This window comes from Rhodoluna sp. (assembly GCF_024641065.1).
Taxonomy (GTDB): Bacteria; Actinomycetota; Actinomycetes; order Actinomycetales; family Microbacteriaceae; genus Rhodoluna.
On sequence record NZ_JAHEDV010000033.1, the window covers coordinates 134,387 to 153,009 of the forward strand.

The 18,623-nt window shown below is 52.5% G+C and carries 19 protein-coding genes; 8 read left to right on the plus strand and 11 right to left on the minus strand.

Annotation, left to right across the window (positions count from 1 at the left end; genetic code table 11):
- Nucleotides 1-50: 50 nt before the first annotated feature.
- The 4 genes from rlmB to Q0L26_RS06605 are packed head-to-tail and all read right to left on the minus strand — an operon-like array spanning nt 51 to nt 4,168.
- Nucleotides 51-1,091, minus strand: a complete 1,041-nt coding sequence (rlmB, locus tag Q0L26_RS06590; protein WP_296649012.1) for a 23S rRNA (guanosine(2251)-2'-O)-methyltransferase RlmB — start codon at nt 1,089-1,091, stop codon at nt 51-53.
- Nucleotides 1,092-2,498: a cysteine--tRNA ligase gene (gene cysS / locus Q0L26_RS06595; protein WP_296649016.1), complete on the minus strand. Its 1,407-nt coding sequence runs from the start codon at nt 2,496-2,498 to the stop codon at nt 1,092-1,094.
- A gap of 4 nt (nt 2,499-2,502) precedes the next feature.
- Nucleotides 2,503-3,669, minus strand: a complete 1,167-nt coding sequence (gene ispD / locus Q0L26_RS06600) for a 2-C-methyl-D-erythritol 4-phosphate cytidylyltransferase (protein ID WP_296649017.1) — start codon at nt 3,667-3,669, stop codon at nt 2,503-2,505.
- Nucleotides 3,670-3,676: 7 nt separating this feature from the next.
- Nucleotides 3,677-4,168 (minus strand): CarD family transcriptional regulator, encoded by a 492-nt coding sequence (locus Q0L26_RS06605; RefSeq protein WP_296649020.1) that lies wholly within the window; start codon nt 4,166-4,168, stop codon nt 3,677-3,679.
- Nucleotides 4,169-4,266: 98 nt separating this feature from the next.
- On the opposite strand from Q0L26_RS06605, the gene Q0L26_RS06610 reads away from it, so the two are divergent.
- On the plus strand, nt 4,267-4,809 hold the full coding sequence (locus Q0L26_RS06610; protein WP_296649022.1) for a hypothetical protein: 543 nt from the start codon (nt 4,267-4,269) through the stop codon (nt 4,807-4,809).
- Between the two features lie 65 nt (nt 4,810-4,874).
- Here the strand turns inward: Q0L26_RS06610 and Q0L26_RS06615 are convergent, their stop codons facing one another.
- Nucleotides 4,875-5,564 (minus strand): response regulator transcription factor, encoded by a 690-nt coding sequence (locus Q0L26_RS06615; protein ID WP_296649025.1) that lies wholly within the window; start codon nt 5,562-5,564, stop codon nt 4,875-4,877.
- The gene (locus Q0L26_RS06620) at nt 5,561-6,715 is read right to left on the minus strand and encodes an ATP-binding protein (RefSeq protein ID WP_296649027.1); all 1,155 of its coding nucleotides are present in this window, start codon (nt 6,713-6,715) and stop codon (nt 5,561-5,563) included. The genes Q0L26_RS06615 and Q0L26_RS06620 overlap by 4 nt, the downstream gene beginning before the upstream one ends.
- Before the next feature lie 147 nt (nt 6,716-6,862).
- On the opposite strand from Q0L26_RS06620, the gene phoU reads away from it, so the two are divergent.
- Complete coding sequence (phoU, locus tag Q0L26_RS06625; RefSeq protein ID WP_296649030.1) at nt 6,863-7,513, plus strand: phosphate signaling complex protein PhoU; 651 nt, start codon at nt 6,863-6,865, stop codon at nt 7,511-7,513.
- Between the two features lie 57 nt (nt 7,514-7,570).
- Here the strand turns inward: phoU and Q0L26_RS06630 are convergent, their stop codons facing one another.
- On the minus strand, nt 7,571-8,326 hold the full coding sequence (locus Q0L26_RS06630; protein WP_296649037.1) for a phosphoglyceromutase: 756 nt from the start codon (nt 8,324-8,326) through the stop codon (nt 7,571-7,573).
- A 41-nt stretch (nt 8,327-8,367) separates the two neighbouring features.
- Here Q0L26_RS06630 and Q0L26_RS06635 point away from each other — a divergent pair, with 41 nt between their 5' ends.
- On the plus strand, nt 8,368-9,153 hold the full coding sequence (locus tag Q0L26_RS06635; protein WP_296649265.1) for a class I SAM-dependent methyltransferase: 786 nt from the start codon (nt 8,368-8,370) through the stop codon (nt 9,151-9,153).
- A 7-nt stretch (nt 9,154-9,160) separates the two neighbouring features.
- On the opposite strand, the gene Q0L26_RS06640 is transcribed toward Q0L26_RS06635, so the two are convergent.
- The 4 genes from Q0L26_RS06640 to Q0L26_RS06655 all read right to left on the minus strand — a co-directional run bounded on the left by Q0L26_RS06640 (nt 9,161) and on the right by Q0L26_RS06655 (nt 12,265).
- Nucleotides 9,161-10,243 (minus strand): FUSC family protein, encoded by a 1,083-nt coding sequence (locus Q0L26_RS06640; protein ID WP_296649040.1) that lies wholly within the window; start codon nt 10,241-10,243, stop codon nt 9,161-9,163.
- On the minus strand, nt 10,244-11,287 hold the full coding sequence (locus tag Q0L26_RS06645) for a folate-binding protein (RefSeq protein WP_296649042.1): 1,044 nt from the start codon (nt 11,285-11,287) through the stop codon (nt 10,244-10,246).
- Nucleotides 11,288-11,290: 3 nt separating this feature from the next.
- On the minus strand, nt 11,291-11,896 hold the full coding sequence (locus tag Q0L26_RS06650; RefSeq protein WP_296649045.1) for an FABP family protein: 606 nt from the start codon (nt 11,894-11,896) through the stop codon (nt 11,291-11,293).
- A gap of 120 nt (nt 11,897-12,016) precedes the next feature.
- Nucleotides 12,017-12,265, minus strand: a complete 249-nt coding sequence (locus tag Q0L26_RS06655) for a hypothetical protein (protein WP_296649046.1) — start codon at nt 12,263-12,265, stop codon at nt 12,017-12,019.
- An 82-nt stretch (nt 12,266-12,347) separates the two neighbouring features.
- Between Q0L26_RS06655 and Q0L26_RS06660 the strand changes: the two genes are divergently transcribed.
- The 5 genes from Q0L26_RS06660 to Q0L26_RS06680 are packed head-to-tail and all read left to right on the plus strand — an operon-like array spanning nt 12,348 to nt 18,611.
- Nucleotides 12,348-13,034 carry a response regulator transcription factor gene (locus tag Q0L26_RS06660; protein ID WP_296649048.1) on the plus strand — a complete coding sequence of 229 codons (687 nt, stop codon included), beginning with the start codon at nt 12,348-12,350 and terminating at the stop codon, nt 13,032-13,034.
- 60 nt (nt 13,035-13,094) lie between these two features.
- Nucleotides 13,095-15,206, plus strand: coding sequence for an RNA degradosome polyphosphate kinase (locus Q0L26_RS06665; protein ID WP_296649268.1), 2,112 nt, complete (start codon nt 13,095-13,097; stop codon nt 15,204-15,206).
- On the plus strand, nt 15,206-16,159 hold the full coding sequence (locus Q0L26_RS06670) for an NUDIX hydrolase (RefSeq protein ID WP_296649050.1): 954 nt from the start codon (nt 15,206-15,208) through the stop codon (nt 16,157-16,159). Before Q0L26_RS06665 ends, Q0L26_RS06670 begins: the two co-directional genes overlap by 1 nt.
- A 24-nt stretch (nt 16,160-16,183) precedes the next feature.
- Nucleotides 16,184-17,698 (plus strand): SDR family oxidoreductase, encoded by a 1,515-nt coding sequence (locus Q0L26_RS06675; RefSeq protein ID WP_296649053.1) that lies wholly within the window; start codon nt 16,184-16,186, stop codon nt 17,696-17,698.
- Nucleotides 17,699-17,720: 22 nt separating this feature from the next.
- On the plus strand, nt 17,721-18,611 hold the full coding sequence (locus Q0L26_RS06680) for a DMT family transporter (protein ID WP_296649055.1): 891 nt from the start codon (nt 17,721-17,723) through the stop codon (nt 18,609-18,611).
- The last annotated feature ends 12 nt before the right edge of the window (nt 18,612-18,623 follow it).

Consider the following 18,623-nt stretch of genomic DNA (forward strand, 5'->3'; position numbering starts at 1 on the left):
AAGAAGGAATCCCCTGAGCCTTTCGGTTCAGGGGATTCCTTTTTAGGCGCTTATCGCTTTAGAGCTGCTCGACGCTTTGAGATTTCATACAGGGTCACCGACGCTGCAATACCCGCGTTCAGCGACTCAGTGTCGCGGGCGATAGGAATCGACAGCACTGCATCACAGTTCTCGGTAACTAGGCGCGAAAGACCCTTGCCTTCAGAACCAACCACTAGAAGCACTGGCTCGGTGGCTAGGTCAAAGTTGGGCAAGCTCATGTCGCCGTCTCCGTCTAGACCGACAACAAACACACCGCGCTTCTTGAACTCTTTCAAAGTGCTGTTCAGGTTTGCAGCCAAAGCAACTGGCACGCGAGCCGCGGCACCAGCCGAGGTCTTCCAAGCTGAGGCGGTAACACCGGTTGAACGGCGCTGAGGCAAGATGACTCCCTGGCCACCAAAAGCGGCGACCGAACGAATGATGGCACCAAGGTTGCGAGGGTCAGTGATTCCATCCAAGGCAACAAAAAGAGGCTTCTGGCCGCGTGAAAGTACTAGGTCGAGAAGCTCCATTGGGTGCTGGTACTTGTATGGCGGCACCTGAAGCGCGATGCCCTGGTGAACTGAGTCGAAGCCGGTCATGCGGTCCATCTCAGGGCGAGTGATTTCATTCACCGCGATACCGCGTGAGCCGGCAATCTTGATAGATTCTTTGACTCGGTCGTCCATCTCAATACGAGCGGCGATGAATAGTGCGGTTGCAGGAACCTTTGAGCGCAACGCCTCGACAACAGAGTTGCGACCTGACAGCACCTCAGATGCGTCGGCAGCCTTGGCAACTCGCTGGCCGCTGCGCGCAGCGGCTCCGGCAGAACCTGCGGTGCGTGCAGCAGGAGCTAGAAACTCGCCGCGACGAATCGGGGTTGCGCCAGTTGCTGCACGGTGCTTTTCAGCTGCAGCCTTGGCCTTGTATGCCTTGTGATACGGGCGATCTTCGGCCTTTGGTGTTGGTCCGCGGCCCTCTAGAGCCTGCTTTCCGTGACCTCCGGTACCAACGCGCATACCCTTTTTGCCCTTAGCGGCGCCTGGGCGACCTGGTTTTCCAGCCATTTAAATTACACTCCAATGGGTTCCGTCGGCAGCATCTTCAATTGAGACACCTGCTGCCTTTAGTTGATCTCTAATCGCGTCTGAACGCGCAAAGTCTTTTGCAGCACGAGCTGCATTTCTTTCGGCAATTAAACCTTGGATGAGTGCGTCGAGCACTCTTGATTCTCCGTTGTCACCAGAATTTGCATCCGAGTGGTCAAGGCCAAGAACATCTAGCATCGCTATAACCGACTGGGCAGCCTTTAGAAGCGCAGCCTGATCATTTGAGTCTAGGGCGGTGTTGCCCTCGCGAACAGTGTCGTGAAGTGAAGCCAGTGCTGCCGGAATGGCAAGGTCTTCATCCATGGCGGTAATAAACGCTTCGGGAAGGTAGTCGATGACCTGCGCACCCAGGTGAATATCGCCAAGGCTGCGCTGTGCTCGCGACACAAAATTTTGAATTCGCCCGAACGCGGTCTCGGCCTCGGTCAAAACGCCATCGTGGTAATCGAGAACCGAACGATAGTGGGCTGAGCCAAGGTAATAACGCACGACGGCCGGCTTTGCCTGACCAAGCAGGTCGGCGGCAAAGATGGAGTTGCCAAGTGACTTTGACATCTTTTGGCCCTGAACGTTCACTAGCCCGTTGTGTAGCCAATAGTTTGCAAACTTGTCTCCGGCTGCACGGCTTTGGGCAAGCTCGTTTTCGTGGTGCGGGAACCTAAGGTCAAGACCGCCGCCATGGATGTCGAAGTTGCTGCCGAGATATTTTGTGGCCATGGCTGAACACTCAATGTGCCAACCCGGACGGCCTTCGCCGAATGGGGTTGACCAAGCTGCTGATTCAGGCTCGCCTAATTTTTGAGCTTTCCAGAGGGCAAAGTCGTGAGGGCTGCGCTTTCCGCGAAGGTCTGCTTCAGCATCAGCATCCATGTCGTGAATTCGCTGATTGGTTAGTTCGCCATAATCAGCCCATTTGTCGGCCGCAAAATAAACGTTCGCCGAATCATCTTCGGCTCGATAGGCATAACCTGCCTCAATCAAACGCTCGATCAGGGCGATCATCTCAGGAATAGCACCAGTTGCTCGCGGTTCATAAGTTGGCGGCTTGATTGCCAAAAGCGAGTAGGCCTTGTTGAACTCGACTTCGAAACGGTAAGCCAGAGCCCACCATTCTTCGCCAGTATTGTCTGCGTTTTCAAGCACTTTGTCGTCGATGTCGGTGACGTTGCGCACGAGGGTTACGTCGAAGCCTTTGACTTCTAACCAGCGACGAAGTTGGTCATAGACCAGAGCTGATCGAAGGTGGCCCACGTGAGGAAGACCCTGAACGGTTGGTCCACAAAGGTAGATTCCGACCTGCCCCTCGTTCAATGGAACGAAGGCGCGAAGGCTCTGGGTGCGCGAATCGAAAAGGCTAAAGGTCACGGTGTCAGCCTACCTTTGCGATCGAAATCAGCGCTGTAGCCACTGCAGCTACGCCCTCTGAGTTGCCAAGAAAACCAAGGCCGTCGGTGGTGGTTGCGCCGAGAGTTACCGGTGCGCCAATTAGGCCAGTAAGTGTTGCTTCAACTTTTTCGCGGTTCGGCGAAACCTTAGGCCGGTTTCCGATAATTTGCACTGCAACGTTTTCAACCTGATAGCCCTTTGAATCGAGCAGTTCAAGTGCGCCACGGATAAACACCTCGCCATTGGCACCAGCGAATTCCGGGCGGTCTACGCCAAAGTTCGAGCCAATGTCTCCGAGCCCGGCAGCTGAAAGCAGCGCGTCAACAATGGCGTGACTTACTGCATCACCATCGCTGTGCCCATCTAGACCGCGCTCGCCCGGCCAAACTACGGTGCCTAGGAACAGCGGCTTTGATTTGTCTTCGGTGAATCGGTGAACATCGGTGCCGATTCCGGTGCGCATGCCACCACCGAATCGAAGTTCAGCCGCTGCCAAATCTTCAGAAGTTGTGATTTTGAATGCTCGAGCATCACCGGCAACAGCATTGACCTGAATTCCGTGCGCTTGAACCAGTGCAGCATCGTCGGTGTATTCATATTGGGCAAGGGAATAGGCCTCTATCAGATCTTTAGCTACGAAACCCTGAGGAGTTTGCGCGGCACGAAGGCTGTCGCGGTCGATAGTCTCGCGCACAATTTCGTCATCGACGCGTTTGATGGTGTCAACCACTCGCATCACCGGCAAAGCTGCAACACCTGATCGGCGAACTTCTGCTGCGACTCGTTCAAATAACTGGGATGGAGTGAGTGCTCGGGCGGCATCGTGAACCAAAACCACCTGCGCGGTTTCATCAAGCTCTGCTAGTGCATTAGCGATTGACTGCTGACGAGATTCGCCCCCGACAACCACGTCGAATCGAACTTCTTTGCCTGCCAGCGCTTCATCGGCTAGTAGAGCGGTCTGCTCTTCGTGGCCGGCAGGTACAGCGATGATGACTTGACTAAGGGCAACAACCTCGGCAACGTTCTCGAGGGTGTGCTGCAGCAGTGGCTTTTCGGCCAGGTTTACAAAGGCTTTAGGTTTATCGGCACCCAGTCGTGTGCCCAACCCCGCAGCAACTACGACCACCGCAAGATCGCGACTGGTCATTTTGTAATTAAGCTCCTGGAGATGCCAGAACTGTGTCTAGCTCGGCCGACGCTTTTTCTTCGTTGGTCTTGTGAGCAAGAGCAAGCTCTGAAACTAGAATCTGGCGCGCCTTGGCAAGCATGCGCTTTTCACCAGCTGAAAGGCCACGGTCTTGGTCGCGGCGCCAAAGGTCGCGAACAACCTCAGACACCTTCACGACATCGCCTGAAGCAAGCTTCTCAAGGTTGGCCTTGTATCGACGCGACCAGTTGGTTGGCTCCTCGGTGAACTCAGCGCGCAAAACGCCGTAAACAGTCTGAACACCCTTTTTGTCGATAACGTCACGAACACCGACCATGTCGACGTTCTCAGCTGGAACCCAGATGGTGAGGTCGCCCTGGGCAACCTTCAACTGTAGGTAAAGCTTGTTTTCGTTACGGATGGTGCGCTCAGCAACCTCAACGATTAGAGCTGCTCCGTGGTGAGGGTAAACGACAGTTTCGCCGACTTTGTACTTCATGTGGCTGATTCCCTTCAGAAACCACAATTTTACCACAGGGATGCCCCGTTAGATAGGAGTAAACTAGAAGGGCTATTCAGCGTTTCTCAGGAGGAAAATTGTCTATCCGCAAGTTTGCAGCAGTTGCTCTTTCAGCATCATTGATGCTTGGCACCGCAGGTTGCACTTTCATGACCCCAATTGCTTCAAAAACCGAATACGCGCCTAGCGAAGGTTCACAGGCAAATCTTGGCAATGTCAAGGCTCTCAACTTTCTTTACCTAGAAAGCGAAAATGGCTCAGCTATTTTCGGCTCGCTGGTAAACACCGACCTCAAGTCACACAAGGTGACCATTCAGTACACCGACGCAGTTTTGGCTGAGAAAAAAGAAGTTTCATTCGTTCTTCTACCTGGCCAGAAGCTAGACCTTGGTTACAACGGCTCAGCACCAGTGTTCGCTGAGCTCGGTGCTGCACCTGGCGCTGTTTCGCAGATCTTCTTGGTTGAGGGTGGCGAAAACGGAGTTGCCATCAACATTCCATCGCTAAACCCAAACCAGCCAGATTACGCCGACCTATTCGCCGCACTAAACGCTTTTGACCTTGAGCTTGCTGGTATCGAATCTGCCGGCGAAGACGCTGCGGCTGACGCCACCGAATAATTTTTCCGTCAAAAAAGCCCCGCCGATTTTCGGTGGGGCTTTTTTGTGTTTCTAAGATTTTGGCTCTAAACCTCGTACTTGTAACCCAACCCACGAACGGTGAGCAAGTGCACTGGGCGTGCAGGGTCTTCTTCAATTTTTGAGCGAAGGCGCTTGATGTGAACATCCAAGGTCTTGGTGTCACCAAAGTAATTCGCGCCCCAAACTCGATCAATGATCTGGCCGCGGGTTAGAACTCGGTTGGCATTTTCTAGCAGCAGCTCAAGAAGTTCAAACTCCTTTAGCGGCAACTGAATCTTCTCGTTGTTGACGAAAACCTGGTGGCGATCAACATCCATGCGAACCGCACCCACCTCGAGCACACCGGCTGCCTGAGACTCGATGCTCGGGGCCTCACCGCGACGGCGAAGCACGGCCTTCATGCGAGCAAGGAGCTCACGGCTTGAGTAAGGCTTGGTCACGTAGTCATCTGCGCCAATTTCGAGGCCCACTACTTTGTCGATCTCGCTGTCTTTGGCAGTCAACATGATGATTGGCACCTGGGATGTCTGGCGAATTGTGCGGCAAACTTCATTGCCGCTCATGCCAGGAAGCATTAGGTCGAGCAGAATCAAATCAACACCGCCCTGGGCGAATGCTTCTACCGCCTTGGTGCCATCATCAGCTTCGATAACGTCGAAGCCTTCTTTTTTTAGCAGGTAGACCAGTGGCTCGCGAAGAGACTGTTCGTCTTCAACGACTAGTACTCGAGTCATTTCTTGCTCCCTGTTGCTTCAATTGCCGTGGTTGACATCGGAAGGCGAAGGGTGAATGTTGCACCCTTGCCAAGTTTGGATTTGATAGTGATCTCGCCCAGGTGCTTTTGAGCGATGTGTTTGACGATGCTCAAACCAAGGCCGGTTCCACCGGTTTGACGTGAGCGGCTTGGGTCAACGCGATAGAAGCGCTCAAAGATTCGCTCTTGGTCTTCTTCTGAAATTCCTGGGCCAGCGTCTTTCACTGAGATTTCAGCTACACCCTTGTGCTTACGCAACTTCACTGAAACAAGACTTTCGTCCCCTGAATAGACGATTGCATTCTCGATGAGGTTTTTAACCGCGGTCTTGAGAAGCTCTTCATCACCGAATACGGTCAGTGCGTCAGGAGCGATGACATCAATATCAATCTTCTTTTTGCGGGCGGCAACTCGGTTTCGGTCAGCCGCCTCGGCGATGACATCGACAAGATTTACGGTCTTAGTCTGACCCGCTACCTCGGTTGACTGCACGCGCGAGAGCTGAATGATGTCTTGAACTAGTTCGGCCAGGCGTTGCGATTCGGTTGACATGCTCGCAGCAAAGTGAGCCACCTGCTCAGGGTCATCAACCGCAGATTGAATTGCTTCAGCCAACAGGCTGATTGCACCGATTGGGGTCTTGAGCTCGTGTGAAATGTTGGCTACGAAGTCGCGACGGGTTTCTTCAAGGTTGTGCGATTCGGTTCGATCTTCTACCAGCAACAACACATAGCCCTCACCGAGGTGAAGCGCTCGAGCGTTTACCCAAAGGGTGGTCTGGCCAATTTCAGTGATCAGTTGCAAGTCGCGACCGCGCGCTTTGGTTGGTTTCTTGACACCGCGAGCTTTGTCGACCAAGGCAACCAACTTTGGATGCACCAAGGTTTGACCCTTGACCAAACCCAAAGCAAATGCACTTTGAGTCGCGCGAACAATTCGGTTATCAAAATCTAGAACTAGGCCGGCCGAAGCCAATGCGTGCAGTGCGCTAGCAATGCCATCTGGGATTGCCTTTGATTTTTTCTGAGCCTGGTTGGTCTTGATAGTGGTCCAGCCAATTACACCAACGGCTACTCCACCGGTGACAAAGGCAAGCAACGCCGAAGTCCACAACTCAGTGAAGGTGATCATGTTTTAAGAGTAGGCGATGGCGTCGACCGAGTTAAGCGAGTGAACGCGTTATTGGGTGGTATTCGATGGCTATTCACAAGGAGTTTTACGTTTGTTCACCTTCTGCTGGCAACCTCACTTTAGATAACTGTAAAAAGGAGAAGCAGCATGCGCGAAGTGTTCCAAAAAGAACTAGCTGAAGTACAGGGTCGATTGGTTGAAATTGCCGAATCGGTTACTCACATCATCAAGGATGCAACCGAGGCATTCACTACTTCTAACGCACTGCTTGCCGAGCGCGCGATCGGAATGGCCGAGAGCAATGAGAGCAAGGCACTCGCCCTAGACGAGCTTGTCATTCGCATTTTGTCGCGTCAGTCACCGGTGGCACGCGACCTGCGCATCTTGGTTTCTGCATTGAGAATCTCGGCTTCGCTCGAGCGCATGGGTGCACTTGCCGGTCACATTGCAGCCATTGCTCGCTACCGCTTTCCTGGTTCAGCTATCCCTGCATCACTGGTTGGCACCTTTGAAGAGATGGGTCGCCTTGATGTCGAACTAGCGTCAAAGGTTACTGAACTTCTTCGCAACACCAATGTTGACCAGGCTCGCGAAATTCAGGCCCAGGATGAACGTATCGACGAACTTCACCGTCACGTCTTTGATGTTGTTCTTGCTGACGACTGGAAAGAGAACGCGATGTTCACCGTTGACGTGACTTTGGCCAGCCGCTACCACGAGCGCTTTGCCGACCACGTTGTCGACATCTCAAGCAAGGTTTCATACTTGACCACCGGAGAGTGGCACGAAGGCGAATAGCCAATTAAAAAGAAGGCCTCCCGCAATTGGGAGGCCTTCTTTTTATTTAAGTTGCAATTACTTCTTTGCACCCTGAGCAGCAACTGCAGCTGCACCGGCTGCGGCAGCCTCTGGGTCGAGGTACTCGCCACCAGCAACCACTGGCTTGAAGTTTTCATCCAGGTGGTAAACCAAAGGAATACCAGTTGGAATGTTCAATTCAGCGATGTCTTCGTCAGACACGTTGTCTAGGTGCTTTACCAAGGCGCGAAGTGAGTTTCCGTGTGCGGTAACCAAAACGGTCTTGCCAGACTTTAGCGAAGGCTGAATGTCTGAAAGCCAGAATGGCAGCATGCGCTCGAGAACGTCCTTGAGGCACTCAGTCTTTGGAATGTTGTCACCAAGATCTGCGTAGCGCTCATCGTGAGCCTGTGAGTACTGGTCATTGTCATCGATCGGCGGTGGTGGAACATCAAAGCTGCGACGCCAGGTCTGGAACATTTCTGGACCATACTCTGCCAAGGTCTGAGCCTTGTCTTTGCCCTGAAGTGCACCGTAGTGACGCTCGTTTAGGCGCCAGTCACGCTGAACGTCGATCCAGCTGCGGTCAGCAGCGTTTAGTGCAATGTGCGCAGTGTTGATCGCACGCTTTAGGCGTGAGGTGTAAAGCAAGTCTGGCTTTAGGCCTGACTCAGCTAGCAATTCGCCAGCGCGCTTTGCCTCTTCGCGACCCTGGTCGCTGAGGTCAACATCTACCCAACCGGTGAATAGGTTTTTTTGGTTCCAGTCACTGTTTCCGTGACGAAGAAGAATCAATGTGTATTTCGCAGTCATAATGCCAAGTTTAGCGTTCAGGTAGGTTGGTATCCGTGGCAATCAAAAAGCCGTTCGGCACAATCACCAGGGGCACAACCAACCCCAACCGACTTCGTCGCATCGACCGGTTTATCGCAGCCCAGCCACTTCTTCGCCGCCTCGAATCACCGATTGTTGTCGACTTAGGTTTTGGTGCCAGCCCAACCACTGCGGTTGAGCTTCGAGAGCGACTTTCAAAAATCAACTCGGATGTTCACGTAATTGGAATCGAGATTGATCGTGAGCGCGTCGATCGGGGGTTAGCCGTGGCTAACGATCACCTGCACTTCACACATGGCGGTTTTGAAGTGCCACTGCCTAGCGGCCTTGCCACACATGCCGACATCATTCGCGCGTTCAATGTTTTGCGTCAATATGACGAGAGCGAGGTTGCTGCAGCTTGGTCGACCATGCAGGCTCGGCTTTCACCACAAGGGCTTCTAATTGAAGGAACCTGCGATGAAATTGGTCGACTCGCAAGTTGGGTGACCCTAGACAGACACCACCCACTAAGCCTCACGGTTTCACTTCGACTCAACGAATTAGATTTACCGAGCAAGGTTGCCGAACGCCTTCCGAAGGCTTTGATTCACCATAATTTGCCGGGCGAGAAAATTCACGATTTCTTGAAGGCTCTTGATTTGGCCTGGCAGACCAACGCTGGCCTTGGAGCTTTTGGTGCCTCACAACGTTGGGTTGCCGCGTGCCGGCATATTGCTGAGGCCGGTTGGCCGCTTATCGGCGACAAAAAACGTTGGCGCTTGGGCGAAATTTCGGTCCAGTGGTCGGCAGTTGCGCCCGACTAATCTGAGGCTAAATTTCAGGCAGTTCGTTGCGCGCTTGCTCTTCGGTCATTCCGCTGGCGCACAGTAGGTCAATTAGCAACGGTCGAAGTAATAGCAAAACGCTTGCCTCTCGAACATCATCTGCGATGCCGAATTTCTTTGGGTCGAGTTGATGCGTGATCACCACAAATTGCTCGCGAGCATCTTTGAGTGCATCGGTGCTTTCAAGACCCTTAGCCAGCAAAGCTGTTGCAGCGGCGATTTGCTCGAATAGGTCAGCCAGATAAGGGCGAGACTGGCCATCTCGAATCAAGAAATCAACTCGACGAACCACAACGCGCAGATTGCGAGTTGCTAGATCCATGCCGCGCATCAAACGAACCTGGCTAGAAAGCTCTTTGCGATGACGACGCAAAAATGGAGAAATTCGAGAAACCGAAATTGCACTGTCTAGCGACATGCGCCAGTTATCAACCAATGGCTGTGATGCTCGAACGCGAACCAACGCTGCGTCGACGACCTTTACGTCCAAGCTGCGTACCGCAATTTTGAGTGCATCAACTGCATCCAAGAAAACTGCAAAGAGTTTGTCTGCATCTCGCGAAGCCATGCCGATTGGGTCGCGTGGAATGAATGCGGTGAAAATCAGAGCAACAGCGCCACCGATAAGAGCATCAAAACTGCGGATGAACACCCCGCCGTCTGGCGCCGGCATGATGTATACCAACATTGCCTGGATGCCAACCGTCAGCGAAAAGGCCGCAGTGCCCGAAAGAAATCTTGCGGTGGTTAGGGCAATCAACAGAACAAGGCCCATCTGCCAAACACCTTGGCCAATGGTGTTGAGCATGACTTCACTAAGCGCGATGCCCGCAGTCATGCCGAAGGCAGTTTCTGTTACTCGTCGAATTCGTGCATCACGAGTGAATCCAAGTGACGCGATGGTAACAGTGACCGCAAAGATTGGGTGTTGGTGACCCAGCAGGTAGTAGGCCACCGAGAACGCAACACTGGCTGCAATTACAATCTGCAAAATCGGAGGAAGCGATTCTCGCACTCGCTGAATCGAAGCACGAAAAGTCCAGTTAATCTTGGGCGTTTGAATAGCCATTTAGTGCTTGCCGCCCATCAAAAGGTTTCGCTTTGGCAGGTTTGCCGCCTTACCCGCAGATGCCGGAACGATTACTTCTTGATTGGCGGCGATGTCACCGTGCTGAGAGCGCACAATCAAATCTGCATCTTCTGGAACCGAACGACTAACCAAGGCGAGCGCGATTGGGCCCATCTCATAGTGGTTTGCTGCGAGGGTGACTTTGCCCTTGGCAATAGCGCCCTCAACACCCGCAACAAAAATCTCGTCGCCAGCCTCGGGTAGCGAATGCTCTGAACCATCCAAGTGAAGAAAAGTTAGGCGACGCGGTGGGTGACCAAGATTGTGCACTTTGGCTACTGTCTCTTGGCCGCGATAACAACCCTTTGACATGTGAACTGCTGTTGACATCCAGTCGAGCTCGTGCGGAAGTGATTTCTCGTCTACCTCAGACTTTTGGCGAGGTCGGTGTGCAGCAATTCTCAAAGCGTCATAGGCCATGGTTCCGGCTGATTCAAAACCTTCGGTCGCCGCGGCGAGTTCTTCACTAAGAACCAGCGATTCAGACCAAGGCCATTTTGCAGGCCAGGCTCTCGAGTATCGAACGCCACCAGTGACAACACCAGGCCAAGGGTCATTCCAAATCAACGAGAGGCCATTTGACTTTGCTGCCTTGGCGAGACCTTCACCAAGACGGCCAATCACGACGAAGTCATCTGAGCGATCTTGAATTTCAACCTTCATGCGAAAGACCATTTTGCGCAGCCAAGCTAGCAGCGGTTCACGGCTCTCGGCTTCAACAATCAACCAGGATGCTTCGCCATCGTCAAGAAAGTGAATGGCCTGTTCGATGTGCCCATGCGGGTCAAGCAAAAGAGCCTCAGCCGCTTGCCCGGGATTCAGATTTTTGAGATTTTGGCTGAGAAGTGAGTGCAGCCAGTCAAGTCGGTCGACACCTGAAACAGTAATTATTCCGCGAGCGCCAAGATTCACCACGGCAGTTCCGTTGGCCAAATTTCGCTGTTCGATCAGCGGGTTTGAGAAATGCAACGCTGAGTCAGTCATGAATTATTCGACTTTTTCGAGGCGAGCTGAAGCGTGAGGCTTTAGGTCAGCACCCGGAAGCGCGATCTCCCAAACCCAGAGCAAAGCGTTCTCAACCAAGCCATAAAGGCGTGTTGAGTGGCGGTAGGTTTTTGCGCCTTCGAATGCAACACCGTGTGCAGATGCTAGATCTACTCGCGCACCCTTGATTTTGCCGTTATAAAGTTCTGCCATGCCGCCTGGGTGCAGCATCGAAACCATGATGTCGAAGCCACCCTCTTTATTGCGGAGCGTCTCTAGATCTTCGTGAGACTTGAGGCTCTTTTCACCCTGGCCAATGATGAAGCCTGGCCCGTGGTCGGCGCTCTCTGCAGGGCGCGAAATGCGCCAGTAGCCAAGCTCGCTAGGCAAGATTGTTCCGGCTTCGTCGATAAGTTCTGCTGAAGAAACGTAGGTGAGCGCGTTTGAACCGTCGTGGGCAAACTCAACGCGCTGTTTGAACTCGTATTCGACAGGTGCTTCGTCATCCTCGTTAACTCGATAACTGATGACGCCGGTGCCCTCCCATTTGCCAACTAGAAAGGCAAAAGGAGTGAGCTCGAGTGGGAGCCCCTCAGGAAAAACGAACAACTATTTCTGACCCTTGAACAGCTTGTAAAGAACTAGCACTGATACAGCGCCAATCGCAAGTGAAGCCAGAACCAATAGTCCGGTGAAGAAGATTTCTAGAGCAAGAATCATGGTAAAAGTCTAACCTCTCAGCCAGATATACAAAGTTGCAGTTGCAAGAATCAAGTAGCTTCCGCCGCCTACATACACCAGGCGACGAACAAACCCCTCAACCTGAGATTTGAAAAGCTGAATCAAAGAAACGGTTGCAATCGAACCGGCAAGGATAGCGCCAAACCAGGCCTCTACCTGAGGGTTGCCTGGTTCAGAAAGCAGAACAGAAATCAGAGTCAGTGCAGCCACACCAATCCATATCGCAATGATTTCCATCCAAGTTGATTTCACAGCTTAATCATGCCTTAACCCGACAGTTAATCGGGGCTAGACTTAGTTACGGGAAATGGAGAGAGACATGGCTCAACTTTTGGTTTTGTCAGCATCAGCTGACACCGAAGTTCTTCCTGCGCTCGGGTTTCTAAGTCACCGCGTTCGCCAAATTCCGGCAGAACCTGCAAACCTCGTAAACGCCCCCGGTCACGACCTAATTTTCTTGGATGCCCGTCGCGATCTAGCCCAAGCAAAATCACTCGCAAAAATTTTGGTCACCACCGGCACAAGTGCGCCACTCATCCTGGTAGTTTCTGAGGGCGGCCTAGCCGCTATCTCAAACGAGTGGGGTGCTGACGACATCATTCTTGAAGGCGCAGGCCCAGGTGAAATCGATGCTCGAATTCGTCTTGCCGTTGGCCGTCAACGTGCAGCCGAGCAAGATGACAAGATTCACGCATCGGGAGTAGTAATCGACGAGGCCAATTATTCGGCAAAGGTGCACGGGCGCCCGCTCGACCTCACCTATAAAGAGTTCGAATTGTTGCGCTTCTTGGCTCAGCACCCTGGTCGAGTTTTCACGCGCGAGCAACTTTTGAGTGAAGTTTGGGGTTATGACTATTTTGGCGGCACAAGAACAGTAGACGTTCACATTCGCCGCCTACGTGCCAAACTAGGCGACCTCGAGGCACTGATTGGCACCGTTCGAAACGTTGGTTACCGCTTTAATAACGCTGATGATGTAGACGCCCTCAGCTCAACTGTTCAATAAGTTTTTACTCCCGCGTCACCCATGCGTGGCAAGATTGCAAGTATGTCTTCTGAAGAAACTATGGCTATCTCTTTGCCAAATTTTGGCACCGAGTTTGATGCCGACCGCTACCTTGACCGCGAGCTGAGCTGGCTTGCCTTTAATCAGCGAGTTTTAGAACTTGCCGAAGACCCGAATCTCTACTTGCTTGAGCGAGTCAACTTTCTGGCAATTTTCGCCTCAAACCTTGATGAATTCTTCATGGTTCGAGTTGCTGGTCTCAAGCGACGTATTGCCACCGGCCTAGCAGTAACTTCAAGCTCTGGCCTTTCACCTCAAGATGTGCTCAGCAAAATTAGCGCCGAGGCGCACCGTTTGCAGGAGCGTCACGCAGGCCTATTTATTGATGTAATCAAGCCAGCAATGAAAGACCAAGGGATCAGAATTGTTCGTTGGTCGGCCCTAGAAGCTGAAGAGAAAACTGCACTGCACGAATACTTTCAGAACCAGATTTTTCCGGTTCTGACTCCCCTAGCTGTTGACCCAGCCCACCCTTTTCCATACATCTCAGGTCTTTCGCTGAACCTGGCTGTTGTGGTTCGCAACATCGAAACCGGCAAAGAGCACTTTGCTCGCGTCAAGGTTCCGCCGCTGCTTCCGCGCTTTGTGCGCATCCCAGGTAACAAGGGTGTGGCAGATGCCAGATTCGTGCCTCTTGAAGACGTGATTGGTGAATTCTTGGGGCAGTTGTTCCCGGGCATGGAGGTGTTGCAGCAGCACACCTTTAGAGTTACCCGCAACGAAGACCTTGAGGTTGACGAAGACGAGGGCGAAAACCTTTTGCTCGCGCTAGAAAAAGAATTGCTGCGTCGCCGATTTGGCCCGCCGGTTCGCCTCGAGGTTGCCAACGACATCAATCCACAGGTTCTAGAACTTCTAATTCGAGAACTCGACATCTCTGATGAAGATGTTTATCACCTACCTTCTCCGCTTGACCTGACCGGTCTTTTTGAGATTGCGTCGTTGAAGCGACCAGAGCTTCACTACCCGCAGCACCACGTGATTACCAACCGTTTCTTGCAGCCGGTTGAAGACAAAGATGTAAGCATCTTTTCGGTGCTTCGCCAACGCGATGTCTTGCTTCACCACCCCTACGAATCATTCTCAACCTCGGTTCAGGCATTTGTTGAGCAGGCAGCAGCTGACCCAAAGGTCTTGGCGATCAAGCAGACTTTGTATCGCACCTCAGGTGACTCACCAATTGTCGATGCCCTAATTGCTGCGGCAGAAGCCGGCAAGCAGGTTTTGGCGCTAGTTGAAATCAAGGCTCGCTTCGACGAGCAAAACAACATCGCCTGGGCCCGCAAACTTGAGCAAGCTGGTGTGCACGTTGTTTATGGCATCGTCGGTCTAAAGACCCACTGCAAGCTTGCCCTTGTAATTCGCCAAGAAGGCAACCAACTAAAGCGCTATTGCCACGTTGGAACCGGAAACTACAACCCAAAGACAGCTCGCTATTACGAGGACTATGGCCTACTCACCTCACGCGATGCAGTTGGCGAAGACCTAACCAAGCTGTTCAACCAGCTATCTGGTTATGCTCCCGAGGCTGAATTCAAGTCACTCTTGGTTTCACCAAACGGCGTTCGCGAGGGTTTGGTTGAGCGCATCGAACGCGAAGTGGCATTTCACGCGGCTGGAAAAGATTCACGAATTCGCATCAAGGTGAACTCACTAGTTGACGAGCAGATCATCGACTCGCTTTATCGAGCGTCTTGCGCTGGCGTAAAAATTGAGATCGTGGTTCGCGGAATGTGTGCCCTAAAGCCAGGAGTACCTGGGTTGAGCGAAAACATCAAGGTGCGCTCGGTTCTCGGTCGTTATCTCGAGCACTCTCGAATCTTTGCCTTTAACGGCGGTGGCGACCCGGCAGTGTTTATCGGTTCGGCCGACATGATGCATCGAAACCTCGACCGCCGCGTTGAAGCTTTGGTTCGCATTTCACAGCCAGACCACATCCGTGAATTAAATGCCTTCTTTGATTTGTGTATGGACGAGCGTTCGAGTTCTTGGCACCTTGCCTCAGATGGCACCTGGGCCCGCCACCAAGTTTCGGCCGAAGGTACCGCGCTAATTGATGTACAAGATCAGGTGATGAGCGAAGTATTCAGCAAGCGAAAGTCACGCATCTAGTGACGATTTATGCAGCTGGCGCGCTTCTTTGGCGAGAAGTTAAGGGTGAACTCACGGTTGCCCTGATTCACCGCTCACGTCACAACGACTGGAGCTGGCCCAAAGGCAAAGTTGACCCGGGCGAAAGCCTTCTCGAAACAGCCGTTCGTGAAATCAAAGAAGAGACTGGCCTAAGTATCAAATTGGGTCCACGCCTCAAAATTGTGAATTACAAAATTCCTTCAGGCACACCAAAAGAAGTGCACTACTGGTCAGCTCGCGTTAGTGACGCCGCTCTTGCAAAGTCGACGTTCGAGCCTTCTGAAGAGGTTGCAAGTGTTGAATGGCGCACACCAGAAGAAGCCCTGAAGCTGCTCACCTATGAATTTGACCGAGAAGTTCTCGATGCACTTCTCGCCAATCGCAAAAAAGGCCACCTTCACACAAAACCGGTGATTGTGCTTCGCCATGCAAAAGCAACGGCACGCACAGATTGGTTTGGTGGGCAACCACACGACGACGGACACAGACCACTACTCGCTGCTGGAGTAGCTCAAGCAAAGGCACTGGTTCCGGCACTGGCTGCTTTCGGCATCAAGCGCGTGGTGACCAGCCCTTGGGTTCGATGCGAGAACACTGTTGCACCTTATGCTCACTCAAGAAACTTGAAGATCATCGAACGCTCGCAACTGAGCGAGCAGGGTAATAACAAGGGACCAAAGCGCACCAGAAACGTGGTTAAAGACATAGTTACTGATGGTCGCGCAAGCCTAATCTGCTCTCACCGCCCTGCAATGCCAACAATTTTGCAAGCTATAGGAGAATTCGGCGATGCAGTTCAGAGCGAATTAATTGGTTCAGCTAAAGATTTAAAGCCAGCCGAATTTCTTGTAGTTCACTTGACCAAGAATGAGCTAGGTAAAAAGCGTCAGGTTGTAGCGATAGAACGTTACACAGCTGACCCAGTTGCCTAACCAATTCGCGACTAAGGTAAAGCCATGAGCCAATTGCTTAGTCAAGGTTTACCACTTCTCAAGGATGAGAAAGGTAAACCTGCGCTGTGCCTAGTGACCGGCGCAACTGGCTACATCGGTGGGCGCCTAATTGTCGAACTGCTAGCTCACGGCTACCGCGTGCGTGTTCTGGCGAGAAACTCAAGCCGGCTTAAGAATCATCCGTGGATAAATCAGGTTGAGGTTTTTGAGGGCGACGCACAGGATGAGGTTGCTCTCAGTAAAGCCATGGCTGGTGCCGATGTTGCCTATTACATGCTTCACGCATTGATGGCCAAGGATAATTTTGAAGACCAAGAGCGATCCATGGCTGAGCTGTTCGGAAAAGTCGCCAAAGCGGCGGGCATCAAGCGAATGGTCTATTTGGGCGGCATCATCGCCCCAACCGAGACAATGTCACCACATCTTCAGGCCCGGGCCGACACTGGTGAAATATTACGAAATTGCTCAGTACCAACCATTGAACTTCGAGCTGGAGTAGTGATTGGCTCTGGCTCGGCATCTTTCGAAATGCTTCGATACCTCACTGAGCGATTGCCGATCATGACGGTTCCTAAATGGGTGAATGTTCGAATTCAGCCGATCGCCGTGCGTGATGTTCTGCGATATTTGGTGGGTGCTGCAGCACTCGACAAATCAATTTCTGGTGTATTCGATATCGGTGGCCCCGAGGTCTTTACCTACAAAGAAATGATGCAGCAATACGCTGAAGCAGCTGGGCTTCGTCGCCGGATTATCATCCCAGTGCCAGTGCTAACACCAAGACTCTCATCGGGGTGGGTTGGCTTAGTTACACCCGTGCCCTACACACTGGCCAAAAGGCTGGTCGAAAGCCTAAAGAACGAGGTTGTCGCTAGCGACGATCGAATCCGTGGTCTAATTGCCGACCCGGATGGCGGCCTGACACCATTCAAGCGAGCTGTGCAACTTGCCCTAACCAAGATTAAAGATGCTCGAGTTGAAACTCGGTGGACAAACGCATCGGTGCCGGGCACACCGTCTGAACCATTGCCTACTGACCCAAACTGGGCGGGCGGAACACTCTATAAAGACGTGCGAATTCGACACAGCCCCGACACCGTTGAGCAGGTTTGGCAACGGGTTGAGGCAATTGGCGGCGAAAACGGTTACTCAACCGCTACCTGGGCTTGGGAGCTGCGCGGCCTTATCGATCGAATGTTTGGCGGTGTGGGGCTTCGGCGCGGGCGCCGGGATCCACACAAGCTGCAGGTTGGCGATGCGCTCGATTTTTGGCGAGTTGAGGAGCTCGAAGAGAACCGCTTGCTAAGACTGCGCGCTGAGATGAAAATGCCTGGGCTAGCCTGGCTAGAATTTGGCGTCGAAGAAGACGTCGAAACCGGTGGTTCGATTATCACCCAAGTGGCAATCTATGCTCCCCGAGGACTTCTCGGGCACCTGTATTGGTGGGCCGTTTGGCCTATGCACGGGCTGGTGTTTCCATCGATGGTTAAGAACGCTGCGCAGGGGCCTCGCCGCTAGTACCCTCACTTAGACTGGCAGGATGAAGAAAACATCCTGGGCTGCGATAGCGCTTGTAAGCGTTGCGGTTTCTTGGGGTGCGGCGTTTGTTCTTATGAAGGACGCCATTGCTGACCAGCCTTTTTATGACTTTTTGGCAACCAGATTTTTGATTGCCGGCCTGCTTATGCTTGCGTTTCGACCAAAGGCACTTCGTTCATTTGACAAAACAACGGTCAAACACGGCATCTTCTTGGGCGCAATTCTCGCGGGCGGTTATTTCACTCAAACCATTGGCCTAGAGCTTTCCACCGCCGCGATTACCGGATTCATAACCGGTCTTTACGTAGTTCTTGTTCCGATCTTTAGCTGGGTGCTCTATAAGGTGAAGGTGGGCAAGCGCTTGGTGTGGGGTGTAATACTCGCAACCATCGCGCTAGGTCTGATTTCTATCAATGGTTTAGCCATCGGACTCGGCGAAACCTGGGTGATTCTGTGTGCGGCGTTGTTTGCGGCCCACATTGTTGGCCTAAGCAAATTGAGCCCTGGCAAAGATGTTTATGCACTAACCGTTCTGCAGCTGCTGACGGTGGCTGGGTTTAGCGGAGTTGGTGCATTAATCACCGACGGTTATCAGGCACCTGCAGATAGCTTCGGCTGGTTTGCTGTTCTATTCACCGCGGTTTTTGCCACCGCCATTGCCTTCTTAGTTCAAACCTGGGCGCAATCGATTATGGACGCCTCTCGCGTAGCAATTTTGCTAACCGGCGAGGTTGCTTGGACAGCAATCATCGCCGTAATGGTAGGGCAAGAAGAACTAAGCCTCAAAACCATTGTTGGCGGCCTGTTGATGATTGCAGCGATGCTCGTGGTTGAATGGCCAACCAAGAACAAGGATGAACCACCGGTTCTGCTGGACCCGCTAGTTCATTAGCAATTTGCTCAG

Coding starts and splice junctions, on each gene's coding strand:
- rlmB (WP_296649012.1), bottom strand. CDS start 1,091: ATGGCTGGAAAACCAGGTCGCCCAGGCGCCGCTAAGGGCAAAAAGGGT.
- ispD (WP_296649017.1), bottom strand. CDS start 3,669: ATGACCAGTCGCGATCTTGCGGTGGTCGTAGTTGCTGCGGGGTTGGGC.
- Q0L26_RS06605 (WP_296649020.1), bottom strand. CDS start 4,168: ATGAAGTACAAAGTCGGCGAAACTGTCGTTTACCCTCACCACGGAGCA.
- Q0L26_RS06615 (WP_296649025.1), bottom strand. CDS start 5,564: ATGACTCGAGTACTAGTCGTTGAAGACGAACAGTCTCTTCGCGAGCCA.
- Q0L26_RS06620 (WP_296649027.1), bottom strand. CDS start 6,715: ATGATCACCTTCACTGAGTTGTGGACTTCGGCGTTGCTTGCCTTTGTC.
- phoU (WP_296649030.1), top strand. CDS start 6,863: ATGCGCGAAGTGTTCCAAAAAGAACTAGCTGAAGTACAGGGTCGATTG.
- Q0L26_RS06630 (WP_296649037.1), bottom strand. CDS start 8,326: ATGACTGCGAAATACACATTGATTCTTCTTCGTCACGGAAACAGTGAC.
- Q0L26_RS06640 (WP_296649040.1), bottom strand. CDS start 10,243: ATGGCTATTCAAACGCCCAAGATTAACTGGACTTTTCGTGCTTCGATT.
- Q0L26_RS06645 (WP_296649042.1), bottom strand. CDS start 11,287: ATGACTGACTCAGCGTTGCATTTCTCAAACCCGCTGATCGAACAGCGA.
- Q0L26_RS06655 (WP_296649046.1), bottom strand. CDS start 12,265: ATGGAAATCATTGCGATATGGATTGGTGTGGCTGCACTGACTCTGATT.
- Q0L26_RS06660 (WP_296649048.1), top strand. CDS start 12,348: ATGGCTCAACTTTTGGTTTTGTCAGCATCAGCTGACACCGAAGTTCTT.
- Q0L26_RS06665 (WP_296649268.1), top strand. CDS start 13,095: ATGGCTATCTCTTTGCCAAATTTTGGCACCGAGTTTGATGCCGACCGC.
- Q0L26_RS06675 (WP_296649053.1), top strand. CDS start 16,184: ATGAGCCAATTGCTTAGTCAAGGTTTACCACTTCTCAAGGATGAGAAA.
- Q0L26_RS06680 (WP_296649055.1), top strand. CDS start 17,721: ATGAAGAAAACATCCTGGGCTGCGATAGCGCTTGTAAGCGTTGCGGTT.